The following is an 18,341-nucleotide window of genomic DNA, read 5'->3' as shown; positions in this document are numbered from 1 at the left end:
ACCCCCTGCGGGGCGTGCGTCGTGGGACCTCGCTCCTTCTTGTGACCGGACGGCAGGGGACAGCAGCCCGGTCACCACACGAAGGACGGCCGGCCCGGGGGACGCCCCGGACCGGCCGTTCTTCTGTTTCCCCCGTGACGCGCGTTTCCCCCGTTACGCGCGGCCGGTGACCCGGCGGCGGAACGCCAGGAACACCGCGCCACCGGCGGCCACGAGGGCCGCACCGGCGATCAGGAGCGGCCCGGCGGTGGAGCCGGTCTCGGCGAGGCCGCCGTTCGGCGACTTGCCGCCGGTACTGGCGCCCGGGCTCGGAGTGGTGCTCGTACCCGGCGTGGCCGCCGGGCTCGTGGGAGCCGTCGGTGTCGGGCTCGCGGTGGTCGGAGCCGGGGTCGGCGTGGGAGTGGTGTCCTTGCCGTTGATCACGAAGGCGGCCTTGTTGTTGGCGTGGTTCGGGTCCCAGGCCTGCGGGGTGGTGCCCTTGTCGGACCACTGGCCGACCGAGACGGACCCGGTGGCGGCCGCCACCACCTTCTCGATCTTCAGCTCGAACGGGTACGAGAACTTCTGCTTCTCCCCGACGACGTGGGACGTCGAGCAGTAGTAGCGCGGGGCGCCCAGCTCCTCCTCGAGGTGATCGCCGGTGGCGGTACGGGGAGAGCAGGCCTCGGGCACCTTGGTGACCTTCGCGCCGGCCGGGATCACGATGTCCGCCATGGCCACGTCCTCACCCGAACGGAAGTAGGCGATCCACGCCGGGCCGTCGTTCTGGAAGCCGAGGTCGACCTTGACGGTCTCGCCCGCCTTGCCCTTGACCGAGGTGCCGGTCGCGGCCAGGTCGGCGGTGTTCTTCGCCGAGAAGTCGAAGTCGTGCCAGTTGTTCCACGGGTCCAGGTCCGCCGAGCGGGGCGCGCTCTTGGCCGCACGCTTCCTGAACTCCAGCTTCTTGCCCGTGCTCGGCTTGACCAGCTTCTGCGCGGTCTTCGGCTGATCGCCGACCTCGTGCACCGCGTAGATCAGGCTCTCGAGGAAGGCGTGCGGGGCGGCCTTGAGGGTCAGCGGACCGGAGATCTCGTAGAACTCGCCCGGCTGGACCTCGTTGTCGAAGGTGCAGACCGTCGTGCCCCAGCCCTTGTCCCAGGGCCGGCCCTGGGTGTCGTCCTGGCTGTAGGCGCAGTTGTCGTACTCCTCGACCAGGTCCATCCCGTGCGTGGTCTTCAGCTCCAGCGCCACGCCCTTGGCCGACTCGGTGCCCGTGTTGCCGAAGGCGATCGGCAGCGGCTGCGTCTCGCCCGGGGTCACCTTGGCCTTGAGCTTGGACTTCTCCATCACCAGGTCGGGGCCGCCGATCCTGACCTTCGTCGTGGTGGACTTGAAAGTTGCGCCCTCCGCCGATCCGGTCATCGTCAGGTCGGCGACCGCACCGGGCTTGCTGCCCTTGGCGGCGGTGAGGTCCAGGGCCCCCACCCAGTCCTCGCCGTCCGAGATGCCCCAGTGGTTGGTGCACGTGACCGCCGTCGCCGTGAGGGTGCAGCGGCTGGACTGCCCCTCGGTGAGCGAGACGTCCGCAACGCCCTTGAGCGGGCCGAGGTCGACCGTGTAGGTGGGCGGACGCTGGAACTCGTTCACGGTCCCGTTCTCGACCCGGAAGTCGACCGTGGCCTTCTGCGGCTTGCCCTCCTGCCCCGGGTGCGGGAACAGGCCGATCTCCGCCGGGCTGGTGAGCGTGAACACCGGGTCCGCGGCGTTCGCAGGGGTGGCGGCCAGTCCGACGGCCACCAGGCCGGCTGCCGCCAGCAGGGAGATGCGCTTTCTCATGCCGGTGTTGACCGATAAAGGCCCTCCACGGTTGCCCCCTTCACCCTGTGACGGACGCCACACCTCCGTAGCGGGATTCCCCTACAACCATCCGGGCCGCGCAGATGTCTTGCATGTAGTTCGGCGGGTACCGCGCTCGGAGGGGGAGTGCGGTGCCCGCCGAAGTCATTCGGCGGGCACCGCGGTGTCGGCGGACGTTCGGTGGCCGGTCGGCGGCTACTCGGCGGGGGACGCCGAGCGCGGCGGAACCTCCGGTATCGCCAGGAACGGCAGGCGCAGCGCCCCGAAGGCCTCCTTCGGCACCGCCGGTCGGACCGGTTCCACGGCCGTCAGGCGGGTGTAGGCCGCCCCCTGCTCCGGGCGCGGGTCGCGCTCGCCGTTGTTCGGCCAGTAGGACATCGCCCGTTCCGCCTGCGCGGTGATCGTCAGCGACGGGTTGACCCCGAGGTTCGCGGAGACCGCCGAACCGTCCACCACCGAGATGCCCGGGTGCCCGTAGAGCCGGTGGTACGGGTCGATCACGCCCTCCTCGGGCGAGGCGCCGATGGGGCAGCCGCCGAGGAAGTGCGCCGTCAGCGGGGTGCCCATCAGCTCGCCGACGTTGCTGCCCGGGAATCCGTTGATCTCCTCGGCCAGCAGCGTCGCCGCCCGCGTGGCCTCGGCGATCTGCACGGGGTTGGGCGCTCCGTGGCCCTGCCGGGCGGTGAGCAGGCCCTTCCCTATGCCGCCGGGCTTGCGGTAGGTGGTCAGGGAGTTGTCCAGGGACTGCATGACCAGGCCGATGATGGTCCGCTCCGACCAGCGCCGGTTGGACAGCGAGCGCAGCAGCTGCACGGGGTGCCGGACGGTGCGCCCGAACCAGGCGCGGACCCGGTGGGTGGAGTAGGGCACCTGGAGGATGGTCATGAACCCCATCGCGTTGGAGCCCTTGCCGTAGCGCACCGGCTCGATGTGCGTGTCGGCGTTGGGGTGCACCGAGGAGGTGATGGCCACGCCCCGCGTGAAGTCGGCCCGCTTGTCCTTGCCGTGCCGCTTGCGGTAGCGGCGGTCATCGGTCTGCGCGCCTACGAGGCCTTCGGAGTTGGTCCGGGTCAGATCGCCGAGCCGGTCCGAGAGGCGGGGCAGCTCGCCGAGGTCCTTCATCGTGTGCAGGAGGGTCTGGGTGCCGTACGTGCCCGCCGCGACGACCACGTGGCGGGCGCGCAGCACCTTGGGCTCGGCGCGGCGGCGGCCCTCGGTGGGGACGGTGCGGACCCGGTAGCCGCCGTCGGGGTGGTCGGAGAGGGCGGTGACCGTGGTCATGGGGTGGATGACGGCGCCGGCCCGCTCCGCGAGGTGCAGGTAGTTCTCGTTGAGGGTGTTCTTCGCGCCGTGCCGGCAGCCGGTCATGCACTCCCCGCACTCGGTGCAGGCCTTGCGGGCGGGGCCGGCGCCGCCGAAGTACGGGTCGGCGACCTCGTCACCGGGGCGGACCTTGCCCTGGCCCTCGGCATCGTCGCCGTCCCCGAAGAAGACGCCGACCGGGGCCATGTGGAAGGAGTCCGCGACGCCCATCTTGGCGGCGGCCGCCTTGAGGTGGACGTCGGAGGGGGTCGTCGTCGGGTTGAGCCGGACCCCCAGCATCCGCTTGGCCTGGTCGTAGTAGGGGGCGAGCTCGTCCTGCCAGTCCGTGATGGACGCCCACTGCCGGTCCTCGAAGAAGGCGGTGGGGGGCACGTAGAGGGTGTTGGCGTAGTTGAGGGAGCCGCCGCCGACCCCGGCGCCCGCGAGGACCATCACGTTGCCGAGGAGGTGGATGCGCTGGATCCCGTACAGGCCGAGGGCGGGTGCCCACAGGTAGTTGCGCAGGTCCCAGCTGTTCTTCGGCAGGCTCTCGCGGGTGAACCGGCGCCCTGCCTCGAGGACGCCGACCCGGTACCCCTTCTCGGAGAGCCGCAGCGCCGAAACCGACCCTCCGAAACCCGATCCGATGACGATGACGTCGTAGTCGTACGACACTGCGGTGCCTCCCAAGCGGAACGGACTAGCGGAGTCGGAACGCCTTCATGACCTGGAGGCTGCGGGTCATGAACGCCGCGTACTTCTCGTCGTCCATCCCGAACGAGGGCGCCATCGGCAGCAGCCGCTGGTGGGCGACGGTCTGGGCCTCGGTGTACTTGAGGATGCCCTCGGAGCCGTGGCGGCGGCCGAGGCCGGATTCCTTCATGCCGCCCATGGGCGCCTGGGCGGAGCCGTAGGCCGGGGCGTAGCCCTCGTTGATGTTGACGGTGCCGGTGCGCAGGCGGGCCGAGACGGCGTGGCCGCGGCGGGCGTCCTTCGTCCACACGCTGGAGTTCAGGCCGTAGGAGGTGCCGTTGGCCTCTTCGATGACCTCGTCCTCGTCGGTGAAGCGGTAGATGGAGACGACCGGACCGAAGGTCTCCTCCCCGCACACCGCCATCGCGGTCTCCACGCCGTCGAGGATGGTCGGCTCGTAGAAGAGCGGGCCGATGTCGGGGCGGGCGACGCCGCCGGTGACGAGGGTGGCGCCCTTGGCCACGGCGTCGTCCACGTGCCGCTGTACGGCGGCCAGCTGGCGTTCGCCGGCCAGGGAGCCCATGTCCGCGCCGTAGGCGAGGGAGGAACCGAGGCGCATGGCCTTCGTCCGGGCGGCGAACCGGGCGACGAACTCGTCGGCGATCGAGGCGTGGACGTACAGCCGCTCGATGGAGATGCAGAGCTGGCCCGCGGAGGAGAAGCAGGCACGGACGGCGCCCGCGGCGGCCTTCTCCACGTCGGCGTCGCGCAGGACGAGCATGGCGTTCTTGCCGCCGAGCTCGAGGGAGACCCCGACCAGGCGGGCGGCCGCACCCTGGGCGACCTCGCGGCCGGTACGCGTGGAGCCGGTGAACGAAACGTAGTCGGCGTGCCGGACCACCTCGGGGCCGACGACCGGGCCCTCGCCGAGGACGATCTGGAACACCTCGGCCGGCAGGCCCGCCTCGATCATCAGGTCGCGGGCCCACAGCGCGGTGAGCGCGGTCTCGGTGTCGGGCTTCATCACGACGGCGTTGCCCGCCACGAAGGCGGGCAGGGCGTCGCCGATGGAGAGCTCGAGGGGGTAGTTCCACGGGGCGATCTGGCCGATGACCCCGCGCGGCTGGCGCAGCTCGGTGACCTTGGTGAGGGTGGGCATGGCGCCCGTGTGGCCCTTGGGGCGCAGGTACGAGGGCGCCTTGCGGCCGTAGTGCCGGGCCGCGATCGAGACGGCCTGGACCTCCTCGTGGGCGTGCAGGCGGGCCTTGCCGGTCTCCAGCTGGATCAGGTCGAGCACCTCGGCCTGCCGGGAGAGGACCAGGTCGTGGAAGCGCAGTAGTACGGCGGCCCGGGCGCGGACGGGCACGGCGGCCCAGGCGGGCTGCGCGGCGCGGGCCGCGGCGAAGGCCGCCGCCACGTCCTCGGGGGTGGCTTCGGGGAGCTCCGCGAGGCGGTCCCCGGTGAAGGGGCTGTGGTTGGCGGTGCGGCCGGAGCCGGCCACTCCGCGGGTCAGCCGGGCGACCAGTTCGGGGGTCACCACGTCGGCGGCGCTCCGGGCGCCGGCCGGGGCGGGGGCGACCGGGTTGGTGGGCTGCGGGGCGCTGCGGAGGGGGGCCGGGGCCTGCGTGTCCGTCATGGCCGTGAGCGTATTGCGCCCGGGGGTGCTTTGGGTACCCGCCGGTAACCGGATTTTGCCATTTCCGCCAGTGATCGCTGGCAGGATGGCGGAATCCGGGCACCGGGGCACCGGGGCACCCGTCAAGACACCCCTCAGGCGGCCGGGGCCGGCTGCCAGCCGCTGAGCACGATGTCGAACTGCTCCCGGGTCGTGTCCCAGTCCGCGACCGGACCCGACATGTACACCGCGTACTCGGTGCCGTCCGGCGCGTAGTACATCTGCTCGATGGCCTTGCGCGGCCCGGTGAAGGCCCCGGTCTTCTCCGTCCAGACGAACTCCCACAGGGCGGCCTTGACCTGCCCGCGGAAGGTGTTCGGGTGCAGGGTCAGGCGTTGGTAGTCGGAGCGCTTCTGGACCTGCTTCTCCAGGTCCAGCAGGTGTGCGAACGGGTCCTTGAACGTCGGCTTGCGGTCCATCGCGATCCGGATGAAGTGCTTGCCGCCGTCCCGGGTGTAGTCGATCTGCGACCCGTCCTCCCGGCGCTTCCAGCCGTCCGGGACGAAGAGGGCGAAGCCCTCCTTGTCGACCACCTTCGACCAGCCCGCCGGCGGAGTCTTCTCCGCCTGCCCCTTGGCATCCCCGGTGCCGGACGAGGCACCCGCCGACGCGTCCGGCGAACCGGCCGTCCGGCCCGGAATACCGCCGTCCGTGGGGGAATCGCTGGTGTACTTCAGGATCCCGAACACCCCGCCGCCGCCGAGCAGCGCCGCCACGACGGCGACGACCGCCGCACGCCTGATCCGGCCGGGGGCCCCGGTGTCCCCGCGGCCCGGCCCTGCCGGTCCGGCCTCGGACCGCGCGACGAGCACGGGATCCGGCCCCGTCTCCGGGGCCCGGCCCTGCTCCGGCCCCTGGCCCTGCTCCCCTTCACCGGGCAGCCGGGTCGTGTCCGCCGGGTCGTTCCGGGCGGCGCCCAGCTCCTCGGAGCCCATCGCGCGCGTGGGTACGTACGCCTGCGCCGCCCTCGGCTCGCGGCCCTCCATCGCCTGCAGCAGCATCTGCTCGGCCTCGTCGGCCGACGGCCGCTTCGCCGGGTCCTTGCGCAGCAGCGCCGTGATGACCGGGGCCAGCGCGCCCGCGTGGGTCGGGGCGGGCGGCTCCTCGTTCACCACGGCCTGGAGGCTGGAGATCGGCGAGGTGCGGCGGAAGGGCGAGCGGGCCTCGACGGCCGTGTACAGCGTCGCGCCGAGCGACCACAGGTCGGAGGCCGGGTCGGGGGACCCGCCGGTGACCCGCTCGGGGGCCAGGTAGTCGATGGAGCCGATGAGTTCGCCGGTGCGCGTGATGGAGGAATCGCCCTCGATCGCGGCGATGCCGAAGTCGGCGAGCATCACCCGCCCGTCCTTGGCGAGCATCACGTTGCCCGGTTTCACGTCCCGGTGCAGGACGCCGACCGCGTGCGCGGCGCGCAGCGCACCGAGCACGTGCAGCCCGATGCGGGCCGCCTCACGGGGTTCGATCCGGCCGGCCGTCTTCGCCGCGTCCGCGAGGGAGGGGCCGTCGATGTACTCCATGACGATCCAGGGCCGGTCGTCGTGTTCCAGTACGTCGTGGACCGTGACGACCGCCGGATGCTGGATCCGGGCCGCGGCCCGGGCCTCCTTCTGCGTCCGGGCGTGCAGGACGTCCCGGTCGGCCTGGGCGACGTACAGGCCCGCCGTCAGTTCCTTGACCGCGACCGTCCTGTGCAGCAGCTCATCGTGTGCGCGCCACACCTTGCCCATGCCGCCCCTGCCGATGGGCTCCACGAGCCGGTACCGGCCCGCGAGCACCGCACCCGCACCTGTCTGCTGTTCCACGAATCCCCGCCGCCGCTCTGTGCACTTCCGGTCAGACTACGGAGATCCCGGCCGACGGCGGAACCACTCGGCGGTGGTTGGGCCGCACTGTGACGCAATCGCCGTACTGATACCACGTCAGCCGCCGCTCTTGTAGCTGGCCGTCGCCTGCTCGAAGGTTTCGGTGACCTTGCCCTCCTGGTCCTGCGGGCCGGTGACCATGACCACGTGGTAGGAACCTCCGAGCGCGACGACGAAGTTGCGGGCCACGACGGAGCGGCCGTTGCCGTCGATCCAGGTGTACCGGCCGGTGACCCGGAGCTGGTTGCCGACCTTGGTGGACTTGATGTCGCTGACGCTCGACCAGGTGGAGGAGCGGTACGGAGCCAGCTCGGGCTCCTTGTCCTTCTGGTAGGTGGCCGGGTCGGGGTTGCCCTCGACCTTGTCCCGGCCGGGGACGACGGTCAGGACGAAGTCCCCCTCCGTGTACCGGACCTGACCGGACTCGTTCATTCCGCGGCGCTCCCAGCCGTTCGGAACGTTGATCGAGAAGTGCTCGGCGTCCTGCTGGGCCGTGTACCCGGCCGGAGCGGGGGCTTGGGGCTGCGGAGCCGACTTGGACTCGGGCGGGTTCGCGGAGGGGCTCGGAGCCTGGCCGGACCCGCTCGGCTTCGCGCTCGGCTTCGCGCTCTGGCCCGGGCTCTGCGACTGGGTCGCGGCGGGCTGCTTCATACCGGCGGCCTTCTGCCCGCCCTGCGGATCGGCGGAGCGGGGCATGAAGAACAGCGCGTAGGCCACGGCTCCCGAGAGCAGGACGAGGATCCCGAGTAACAGGGAACGCCCCAGCGAGCGCGGCTTGCGGGGGTGTTCGGCACTGCGGTGCCGGCCGTGCAGGTCGGCTCGCCGCCGTACGACGGGCAGCCTGGCCGGATCCTCCACCACCGGGGGCAGCATCGCGAAGCCGCCGTCGGGCTCCGGAGCGGACCGCACGAGGGAACGCAGCCAGCCGCGCAGCTCCTCGAAGTCCGGGCGCTCGGTCGGGTCCTGGCGCAGCAGGGACTCCACGACCGGGCGCAGCGGGCCGCACTCCTCGGCGAAGGCGGGGGGCTCGGCACAGACCATCTCCACGAGCTCGGCGACGCTGTCCTCGGGGTACGGGGCATGGCCCTGTACGGCGCGGTACAGGAGCGCGCCGAGCCCCCAGAGGTCGGTGGCCGGCCCGACCGGCGCGGCCAACTGCCACGGCCCGTGCACGGCCTGCGCCTGCTCGGGAGCCCACCGCTCGGTGACGGCCCCGACCACGGCCATCCGCGTCTGCCGGGCCCGCTCCGCATCGAGCCCGCTCCGCGGCCCGCTCCCCCACCCGTCGCCCCCACCACCGGCACGCACCGCCCCGCGCCCACCGTCCCCGGCGGCTGCCGGGTACTGAGCGGCACTCGGCGGACCGGCCTGGCCGTAACCTTCGGCCCCGGGAGCCGCCGGATACCCGGCACTGCCCTGCGGGCGGGTCTGCGGGCCGGTCTGACCGTAACCGTCGGCCCTCGGGGCCGCCTGGTACCCGGCACCGCCCTGCCGACCGCTCTGCGGGCCGGTCTGCGGGCCCGTCTGCGGGCCCGTCTGGCCGGGGCCGCGGGCCCCGGAAGCCTCCGCGTACCCGGCTGCGCCTTGTGGACCGGTCTGCCGAGCGCCCTGTCCGTCCTCCCGGGTCGCGGGAATCGCCGCGTACCCGGCGCTGCCCTGCGGGCCGGCCTGCCCGTACCCACCGGCCCCGGCCGCCGCCGCGTATCCGGCGGCGCTCTGCGGTCCGGCCTCAGGACCGGCCTGCGAACCGCCCTGCCCGGCACCCGCCGGATCCGGGCGGCCCGGACCGAGCTGGGGCTGCCCGCCGTATCCGGTGTCGTCCCGCGCGACCGGCCGGCCGAAGCCCGCCTGATCCTGCTCCGGGCGGCCCGGTCCCGGCGAAGGCTGCCCGGGGCTCTGGCCGTCGCCGTCGGCCCGGCCGTCGGGGGTGTCCGCCTGCTGGTAGCCCTGGGGAAGGGCGAGTTGCGCCGGCAGCGCGGCACGGGCCGGCGGCTCCGCTTCGGCCGGGGGCAGGGCCTGGCGGCGCGGGGTGGCGCCGTGCCAGGTCGCGCCGCTGTCCGGGCCGCCGTACGGGTACGAGTACCCCTGCGGCAGCTTCGACCCCTGGGGCCTCGGCTCCGCTTCCTGCTCCGGCGCGGCCTCCGAACCGGCCCTGCGCTGCTCGGTGATCCGCGCGGCGGCCTGGGCCCCGGCCCGGTACGCCGCGATGGCCCCGGCCCGCGCAGCGGCCTTCAGATCGGGCCGCTCCCCGGCGGCACCCTGGGTACCGGGAGCACCGGAAGGGGCAGGGGCGCCGGAGGCGCCGTGAACACCGGACGCACCAGGCGCACCGGAAGCCGCAAGGGCGCCGGGGATGCCAGGGGCACCGGGAGTACCCGAAGTCGTCAGGGCGCCGGGGGCGCCGGAAGCACCCGATGCATCAGGACCGTTCGCGGTCCCGGGGCTTATGTGGTCCCGGTAGCGCGGCCCGGTGTCGTACCCCGGAGCCACGAGCGGCGCGTACTCCGCCGTGTTCCCGCCCGCCGGGACGGCCGTACCCGCGCCGGCCCCGCCGTCTCGCCCGGACCGCTCCGCGGGCCCGCCCCCGTACCGGTCGTCGTACCGGTCGTCGTACCGTCCTCCGGGCTCCCCGCCCTGCTGCCCGCCGACCGACCCCGCCCCGGGCCCGGCCCCCTGCCCGGAACCGGCATCCGCCGCCGGCCCGCCCCAGGAGCCGCCGTACCCCGCGCCGGCCTCATGCACTCCCGGGGAGCCTCCGCCGTACCCTGCGCCCGCCCCCGGCCCGGCCAAAGCGGCACGGCCGTACCCGTCTGCGTACCCGGCGCCGCTCTCCGGCCGACCCGCCGCGATCCCCACGCCACCACCCGGCTCACCGCCCGGCCAGGGCCAGGGCGCCGCGGAGTGGTCCGTACCGTCCCCCGGGGGAACCGGGTCGTACCCACACAGGGCGTCCTCCGCCGCCCCCGCCGCCAGACCCGTCAGGACGACCCGCCCGTCCTCGCAGATCAGCACCGTCCGCATGGTGATGTTCCGGTGCGTCCACCCATGCGCGTGCAGCACCCGCAGAGCGGTCAGCACGTCCGCCGCCACCTCCGCCGCCCGGTACGGGCTCAGCGGTTCGTCGGCGATCAGCGCCGCCAGCGGTCTGGCCGGGACGAGTTCGCTCACGATCCAGAGCGACCCGCCCTCCGCGAACACGTCGAAGACCTGGTCCAGCCGCGGATGGTCCGGCACGGACGCCGCCGCCTGCGCGGCCTCGATCGCCCTCCGCACGGCGGGCAGTTCACCGTGCGGGAGCCGCCGGCCCCCGGCGGCCGGCGGGCCGCCCCGCGTGCCGTCCAGCAGCTCCGCGTCGACGACCTCCGGCAACGGCACCTGCCGTACGAGGACTTCCTGGCCGCTGCGCGTATCGAAGGCCCGGGTCTCGATCAGTTCGTAGGCGTCGGACGGCGGCAACGGCAGACGGTAGCGCTCGGCCAGGATCCGGCCCGCGTAGTCCTCCACATCGCCTCCCCCGAGAGCTGCGGGCCCGTCCCCCAGGCCCCGCTGACACGATACGACGCCCAGGGCGCCCGCGTCCCGGCCCTGGCGAGGCTGACCCGAGCTCGCGCGGAACCCGCGTCAGCCCAGCGGCTGGAAGGTGTCGAACGCCGTGGTGCGCAGCTGCGTGCACTCCGCCGCGTCCCACTGGTCGGCGAGGCAGGTGATCATGATGGCGTAGCCGTGCTTCGCGTCCATCCTGAAGCCGCGGTCGAGCACCCGGACCCGCGAACCCTTCTGGTCCCGCTCGAACTCCCAGTCCGCGACGGTCGGGTACCCGCGGTACTCGACCTTCTCGAGGCGCAGCAGCTTGTAGTTGCTGCTGCTGCCCGCCACGCTCGGCGCCAGTTCCGCCCAGGCGGCGCGGGCGTCCTCCCTCGGCGAGCTGTTGAAGTCGATCTGGACGCGCGGGAAACCGCCGTCGCGGCTGTATATGACGCCGTCGTTCTTGCCTATCACGCCGGTCTGCTTGAAGCCCTCGGGCAGGCCCATCGCGAAATGGAACCCGGGGTCGTTGACCTGGGCGTACCCGGGCGGGAGCCCGGGCAGGGCGCCGCCGGGCGTGGCGCCCTGGCCCTGGCCGGGGTTGGTGCCCGAGCCCGGCGACTGGCCCGGGTCCGGCGACGCGGCCCCTCCACCGGACGCCTCGCCGGTCTTCAGCGAGGGGGAGGGCGAGGGCGAAGCCGGGGGCGGGGTCGAGGAACCGGGCGCCGGGCTCGACGCGGCGGCCTTGCTGCCGCCCTTGCCGTCCTTCGGGGTACCGCCCTTCTCGTCGTCGCCGCTGAAGGCGTACGCGACGATCGAGCCGATGACGGCGAGCGCCATGACCACGCCGGCTATCGCGAGCGCGATGGTGCGGCGCGGCACGACGTCGGTGAGCGGGGCGGCGACGGGCGACGGGCGCGGCGACGGGGACTCGGCTGCGGTCGCGGCCGTTGCCGTGGCGGCGGCAGCGGCACTGGCGGCGGCCGCCGCCTTGCGGGCCGACTTCAGCGCCGCGCGGGCGCGCTCGCGCTGCTCGCGCTCACGGCGTTCGCGTTCCTTCTTCTCCGCCTTCTCGGCGGCCTTGGCCTCCTTGTCGGCGGCCGCCTTCTCGGCGGCGTCCCGGGCCTCGGCGAGCGATATCTGCCGGGTCTCCTCGACGTGCGGGGCGAGCGTGGGAGCCGGCGGCTCGGGCGCATCGATCACGGCGGTGAGCAGCGCCCGCGCGCGGTCGTCGTCGAGCCGGTGGGCGGGGTCCTTGACGAGGAGGCCGTAGATGACCTCGGTCAGCGGGCCGGCGTTCTTGGGCGGTTCGACGGGCTCGGTCATCACCGCGGTGAGCGTCGCGAGGGCCGACCCCTTGTCGTACGGGGGAACCCCCTCGACGGCGGCGTACAGCAGGCCACCGAGCGACCACATGTCCGCCGGCGGGCCGGGGCGCTGGCCGCGGGCCCGCTCGGGCGAGATGTACGAGGGCGCGCCGACGAGCATGCCGGTGGAGGTGACGGAGGGGTCGCCCTCGACCTGGGCGATGCCGAAGTCGGTGAGGACCACGCGGCCGTTGCCGTGGTCGGCGAGGAGCACGTTGGAGGGCTTCACGTCCCGGTGCAGGATGCCCTGGCGGTGGGCGGCACGGAGTACGTCGAGCACGGCGAGGCCGACTTCCGCGGCACGGCGGGGGGTCAGCGGGCCGCTCTCGCGGATGAACTCCGCGAGCGAGGGGCCCTCGATGAGCTCCATGACGATCCACGGCCGGCCGTCTTCGTCGACGACGTCGTAGACGGTCACCGCGCCACCGCTGCGGATCCGGGCGATGGCCTTCGCCTCGCGGAGGGTGCGGGTGATCAGGCGGCGCTTCTCGTCCTCGTCGACGCCGCTGCCGAAGCGGAGTTCCTTGACGGCGACGGTGCGGCCGAGGGTCTCGTCCTCGGCGCGCCAGACGGTGCCCATGCCGCCCTTGCCGAGGACGCCCCCGAGCCGGTACCGGCCCGCGAGCAGCCGGCCCTCGTCGTGAGCGCCCTCTCCCGCCTTGGCCGCGGCGGCCTTGACGGCGGCGGCCACCTCGTCGGCCTTGCTCACCGCAACGGGCTTGGCATCCGCAGCCTCAGCAGCCTTCGCCCCCTCGGACGCGCCCTTCCCACGAACAGCCTTCGCGTCCACAGGCTCGGCCTTCACCTGAACAGGCTTCACACCCGCGGCCTCGGCCGGCTTCGCGTCCACAGGCTCAGCCTTCGCCTGAACAGGCTTCGCACCCGCGGCCTCGGCCGGCTTCGCATCCACAGGCTCAGCCTTCGCCAGAACAGGCTTCGCACCCGCAGGCTCGGCCTTCCCCAGGACAGGCTTCGCACCCACAGCCGCGGCCGGCTTCGCATCCACAGGCTCAGCCTTCGCCAGGACAGGCTTCGCGTCCTCAGGCTCGGCAGGCTTCGCATCCTCGGGCTCGGCCTTCGCGCCAACAGGCTTCGCGTCCTCGGGCTCAGCCCCACGGGCAGCCTTCGTCGCAGCCGGCTTCCGCGGCTCCGGCTTCCGCGGCTCGGACTTCCGCAGCTCCGGCTTCCGAGGCTCCGGCTCCGCCGCGGAAGCGCCCGGCTTCGCGTCCTCCGGTTCGGCCGCCCCGGTGGCTTCGGGGGCGGCCGGGGGCACAGCGGCCGCAGCGGCCTTCGCGGCCCCCGTGGTGGCGGGCTTCGCAGCCGGCTTCGCGGCGGCAGCGCGCTTCGCGGCTCCCGCCGCAGGCGGCTCCGCGGGAGACTTCGGGTCCGTCGGGGGTGTCGCCGGAGGCACCGGCGATCCCGTCCCGACAGACGGCTCCGGCGACTCGGTGTGCTCCGGCTTCGACATGCGTCCCCTCTGCGTTCGTGCCGCCTGCTCCGGTTGCCCTGGCAGCGGCCGGGGTGCCCGGTAACCCGCCCCGGCAGAACCCTCATTGTCCCTTACTCCGCAACGGACGGGAGCCCCGGGTCCGCGGTTCCGCCCGCGAAGTGACGGAGTTACAACGGGACGATATCCGGCGCCCCCAGCCTGGCCGCGTCCGCCGTCTGATCGTCCGGCTGGCGCTGCGACTCCCGTTCCGCCTGCACTCTCTTCTCGTAGTGTTCCACTTCCTTCTCGATCTGCTGCTCGTCCCAGCCCAGGACCGGAGCCATCAACTCCGCACACTCGCGCGCCGATCGCGTCCCCCGGTCAAAAGTCTCGATCGAGATCCGCGTCCGCCGGGTCAGCACGTCGTCCAAGTGCCGCGCCCCCTCGTGCGAGGCCGCGTAGACCACCTCGGCGCGCAGGTAGTCGTCGGCGCCCGTCAGCGGCTCCCCGAGCGAGGCGTCTTCCGCGATCAGCGCCAGCAGTTCCTCCGTCAGCGAGCCGTACCGGTTCAAGAGGTGCTCCACCCGCACCACATGGAGCCCCGTCCGCGCGGCGATCCGCGCCCGGCCGTTCCACAGGGCCCGGTACCCCTCGGCCCCGACCAGCGGCACGTCCTCAGTCACGCACGGCGCGACCCGCTGGTCGAGGCCGTGCACCGCCTCGTCCACCGCGTCCTTGGCCATCACCCGGTACGTCGTGTACTTGCCGCCGGCGACCACCACCAGCCCCGGCACCGGGTGCGCCACCGTGTGCTCGCGCGAGAGCTTGCTCGTCGCGTCCGACTCCCCGGCCAGCAGCGGCCGCAGGCCGGCGTAGACCCCTTGGACGTCGTCCCGGGTGAGCGGGACCGCCAGCACCGAGTTCACGTGCTCCAGCAGGTAGTCGATGTCCGCGCTCGACGCCGCCGGGTGCGCCTTGTCCAGGTCCCAGTCGGTGTCCGTGGTGCCCACGATCCAGTGCCGGCCCCACGGGATGACGAAGAGCACCGACTTCTCGGTCCGCAGGATCAGCCCGGTCGAGGAGTGGATCCGGTCCTTGGGAACGACGAGGTGGATGCCCTTCGAGGCCCGGACGTGGAACTGGCCGCGCTCTCCGATCAGCGCCTGGGTGTCGTCCGTCCACACCCCCGTGGCGTTCACGATCTGCTTCGCCCGGATCTCGTACTCCCCGCCGCCCTCCACGTCCTGCACGCGCGCGCCGACGACCCGCTCGCCTTCCCTCAGGAAGCCGACGACCCTCGCCCGGTTGGCGCACTGCGCCCCGTACGCGGCGGCCGTCCGGACCAAGGTCGCCACGTAACGCGCATCGTCCATCTGGGCGTCGTAGTACTGCAGGGCGCCCACCAGCGCGTCCTTGCGCAGCGCCGGCGCGATCCGCAGGGCGCGCTTGCGCGAGAGGTGGCGGTGCGTGGGCAGCCCGCGCCCGTGGCCGCTGGAGAGCGACATGGCGTCGTACAGCGCGACGCCCGAACCGGCATAGAACCGCTCCCACCCCTTGTGCTGCAACGGGTAGAGGAACGGCACCGGCTTCACCAGGTGCGGGGCGAGCCGCCCCAGCAGCAGGCCGCGCTCCTTGAGCGCCTCCCGCACCAGGGCGAAGTCGAGCATCTCCAGGTATCTGAGCCCTCCGTGGATGAGCTTGCTGGAACGGCTGGAGGTGCCCGAAGCCCAGTCCCTCGCCTCCACCAGCCCGGTCGCCAGGCCCCTGGTCACGGCGTCGAGGGCGGTACCGGCGCCCACCACACCGGCCCCGACCACCAGCACGTCCAGCTCCCGCTCGGCCATCCCGGCGAGCGCCTCGGCCCGCTGCACGGGCCCCAGCGAGGCCCGCCCACCGCCTCCCCCCATCCCCGCACCCATCCCCATGCCCGTCCCCGTCCCCGTACCTGCCGCTGCGCCCGTCCCTGCCCCTGTCCCAGTCCTCACGGCTGCCTGCCTCCCGTTGACGCGGGTCGCCCCGTCCGCCCTGTGCGGTCATCCCACCCGTTGTGGGTGATCCCGCTCACATCGCCCGTTCATGATTCTCACCGGCCGCACCCACATCAGCCACCGCCTGTGGATAACACGGCGGCGGCCAGGACCTCTGAATACGACATATCTGTCATATATACGCCTAGTCTGACATTGCGCCAGCTTTCCTCCTCCACAGGAGTTGCGCGCTCCGCCCCCTCATGCATGTCAGGGAAGGGAAGGGACGGCACCCCCATGCCCGCAGATCTCGCCGTCATCGGACTCGGCCATCTCGGCCTCCCGCTCGCCCAGGCAGCCGTTGCCGCCGGGATCGAGACGGTCGGCTACGACAGCGGTCCGGCGACGGACTCCACCCTCACCGCCGCAGAGATCCGCCGCATGTCGGCGGCCGGCTTCCGGGTCACCACCAACCCCGCCGAACTGGGCCGGGTCCGCACGGCCGTCATCTGCGCCCCCACCCAGCTCGGCGCCGACCGTGCACTCGACCTGTCCGCGGTCGGCGAGGCGGGCCGCACGCTCGCCGCCCGGCTGCGCCCGCACACCACCGTCATCCTCGAATCGGCGGCCCACCCCGGCGTCACCGAGGACTACCTGCGCCCGATCCTCGAATCGGGCTCCCGCCTGCGCGCCGGCCGGGACTTCCACCTGGCCTACTCCCCCAGCCGCCTCGACCCCGGCAACCGCACGCACGGCATCTCCAACACCCCCAGGGTCATCGGCGGCCTCACCCCCGCCTGCACCGAGTCCGCGCACGCCTTCTACGCCCGCCTCACCGACAAGGTGGTCCGCGCCCGCGGCCTGCGCGAGGCCGAAACGGTCCAGCTCCTGGAAACCAACTACCGGCACGTCAACATCGCCCTCATGAACGAGATGGCCGTGCTCTGCCACGACCTCGGCGTGGACCTGTGGGACGTCATCCGGTGCGCCGAGACCAAGCCGTACGGGTTCCAGGCCTTCCGCCCCGGCCCCGGAGTCGGCGGCCACGGAGTCCCCCTCGACCCCAACTACCTCCCCCACACCACCCGCACCCCCGGCCACCCGTTGCGCATGGTCGGTCTGGCGCAGGAGATCAACGACCGGATGCCGCAGTACGTCATCCAGCGCAGCGCCACCCTGCTCAACGAGCACGGCAAGTCCGCGCGCGGCGCCCGCGTCCTGCTCCTGGGCGTCACCTACAAGCCGGACCTCGCCGACCAGGAGGGCTCCCCGGCCCGCGAGATCGCCAGCCGTCTCCTCGACCTCGGCGCCCTGATCAGCTACCACGACCCGTACATCGCCGGATGGCGCGTCAGGGACCAGCCCGTCCCCCGTGCCGAATCGTTGTACGAGGCCGCCGCCAACGCCGATCTGACGATCCTGCTCCAGCACCACCGCACCTACGATCTACAAGGCCTGGCTGTGAAGGCCCAGTTGCTCCTGGACACCCGCGGTGCCAGCCCGGCGGGCGCCGCGCACCGCCTCTAGGCCGCGCCCCGCACGCACGATCCCTCCACCCGAAACCCCTCCACGGATGTCACAGGCGGCTGCTAGCCTGCGGCGACTTATCTCGCGCATACACCCCCACGTCAGCCGTGCGGGTCCCGTGTGCCCCAAAATCCCTGGGGGGGATTTCTCCATGAGCCAGCAGTTCCCGTCGCCCGCGCCCGATGCCGGCACGCCCGCGACGCCCGCACCCGAAGCCGCCGCCACCCCGGCCGGCTACCCCGGCCCGTCCGGCGCCGACTTCCTCCAGGCCCAGGCCCCGGCCCCGGCGCGCCCCGCCAACGTGGGCCTCGGGATCGGCGCGGCCGTGGGCGCCGCCCTGGTCACCGCCGCCGTCTACGGCGCGATCATCGGCCTGACCGGGTACCAGGTCGGCTTCGCGGCCGTCGGCGTCGGCGCCGCTGTCGGCTTCGCCGCCGGCAAGCTCGGCGGGGGCAACCCGCTCCTGCCGGTGCTCAGCGCCGTGCTCTCGCTGGCCGCCGTCTTCGCAGGCCAGATCTTCGGCCTCGCCATGATCGGTGCGGACGAGCTCGGCGTGAGCACCCTCGACGTGCTCGACCTCGGGACCTCCCTGCTCGTCGACGCCTGGACGGAGACGTCGGGCCCGATGACGTACCTGTTCCTCGCCCTCGGCGGCTACACCGCCTTCCAGTCGGCCCGCAAGGCTGCCTGACCCTCGGTTCCACAAGGCCCGGCCCCGGACTCCGCACAGGACTCCGGGGCCGTCCTCGTACCCGGCCGCCACGGCTCCGAGCAGGCAGGCCCATGATCACGTGCAGCCGGAAACCTGTCTTCCGCAAGGCCCCCGGCCCTATGATCCGCGCGTGTCCTCGAACCTCCCGATCACCCCGAACCTCCCGAACACCTCGGACCTCCCGAACACCAAACCCGCCGCCTGGTTCACCGTCCTGCTGTGGGTGCTCGGCCTCCCGGGGATGCTCACCCTCGTGGGGGTGGTCCTGGTCGGCACGGCCCTGGGCGACCGGCACGGCCAGCTCTCCCGGGACGACGCGTACTCCCTGGTGCCCTGGCTGCTCCTCGCGGCGGCTTTCCTCGTCCCCTGGGCCATCTGCGTGAACCGCCGGACCAAGGGCAAGAACTGACCGGCGCCCCGGCCGGTCGCACCCCCGTACGCCCGAG

The 18,341-nt window shown here is 73.1% G+C and carries 10 protein-coding genes; 3 read left to right on the top strand and 7 right to left on the bottom strand.

Going from position 1 to position 18,341, the window contains the following annotated elements:
* Positions 1-153 precede the first annotated feature (153 nt).
* From ACFVX6_RS23890 to ACFVX6_RS23860, 7 genes are all read right to left on the bottom strand, one after another.
* Positions 154-1,815, bottom strand: a complete 1,662-nt coding sequence (locus ACFVX6_RS23890) for an LPXTG cell wall anchor domain-containing protein (RefSeq protein WP_389694557.1) — start codon at positions 1,813-1,815, stop codon at positions 154-156.
* Between the two features lie 216 nt (positions 1,816-2,031).
* Positions 2,032-3,828, bottom strand: coding sequence for a GMC oxidoreductase (locus ACFVX6_RS23885; RefSeq protein WP_389694555.1), 1,797 nt, complete (start codon positions 3,826-3,828; stop codon positions 2,032-2,034).
* Between the two features lie 10 nt (positions 3,829-3,838).
* Complete coding sequence (locus ACFVX6_RS23880) at positions 3,839-5,467, bottom strand: succinic semialdehyde dehydrogenase (protein WP_389694553.1); 1,629 nt, start codon at positions 5,465-5,467, stop codon at positions 3,839-3,841.
* A 134-nt stretch (positions 5,468-5,601) separates the two neighbouring features.
* Complete coding sequence (locus ACFVX6_RS23875; RefSeq protein WP_389694551.1) at positions 5,602-7,308, bottom strand: serine/threonine-protein kinase; 1,707 nt, start codon at positions 7,306-7,308, stop codon at positions 5,602-5,604.
* A 117-nt stretch (positions 7,309-7,425) separates the two neighbouring features.
* Entirely contained in the window at positions 7,426-10,872 is a 3,447-nt protein-coding gene (locus ACFVX6_RS23870; RefSeq protein ID WP_389694549.1) for a hypothetical protein, read from the bottom strand.
* A gap of 117 nt (positions 10,873-10,989) precedes the next feature.
* On the bottom strand, positions 10,990-12,969 hold the full coding sequence (locus ACFVX6_RS23865; RefSeq protein ID WP_389694547.1) for a serine/threonine-protein kinase: 1,980 nt from the start codon (positions 12,967-12,969) through the stop codon (positions 10,990-10,992).
* Between the two features lie 908 nt (positions 12,970-13,877).
* Positions 13,878-15,596, bottom strand: coding sequence for a glycerol-3-phosphate dehydrogenase/oxidase (locus tag ACFVX6_RS23860; RefSeq protein WP_389694545.1), 1,719 nt, complete (start codon positions 15,594-15,596; stop codon positions 13,878-13,880).
* A gap of 357 nt (positions 15,597-15,953) precedes the next feature.
* Between ACFVX6_RS23860 and ACFVX6_RS23855 the strand changes: the two genes are divergently transcribed.
* The 3 genes from ACFVX6_RS23855 to ACFVX6_RS23845 all read left to right on the top strand — a co-directional run bounded on the left by ACFVX6_RS23855 (position 15,954) and on the right by ACFVX6_RS23845 (position 18,304).
* Complete coding sequence (locus tag ACFVX6_RS23855; RefSeq protein WP_327254523.1) at positions 15,954-17,183, top strand: nucleotide sugar dehydrogenase; 1,230 nt, start codon at positions 15,954-15,956, stop codon at positions 17,181-17,183.
* A gap of 151 nt (positions 17,184-17,334) precedes the next feature.
* Positions 17,335-17,874 (top strand): hypothetical protein, encoded by a 540-nt coding sequence (locus ACFVX6_RS23850; protein WP_389694543.1) that lies wholly within the window; start codon positions 17,335-17,337, stop codon positions 17,872-17,874.
* 151 nt (positions 17,875-18,025) lie between these two features.
* Positions 18,026-18,304 (top strand): hypothetical protein, encoded by a 279-nt coding sequence (locus ACFVX6_RS23845; protein ID WP_389694541.1) that lies wholly within the window; start codon positions 18,026-18,028, stop codon positions 18,302-18,304.
* Positions 18,305-18,341 lie beyond the last annotated feature (37 nt).

The sequence above is a fragment of the Streptomyces sp. NPDC058289 genome (assembly GCF_042880975.1).
Classification (GTDB): domain Bacteria; phylum Actinomycetota; class Actinomycetes; order Streptomycetales; family Streptomycetaceae; genus Streptomyces; species Streptomyces stoeckheimensis.
This window is presented reverse-complemented; position numbering and strand designations above follow the sequence as displayed.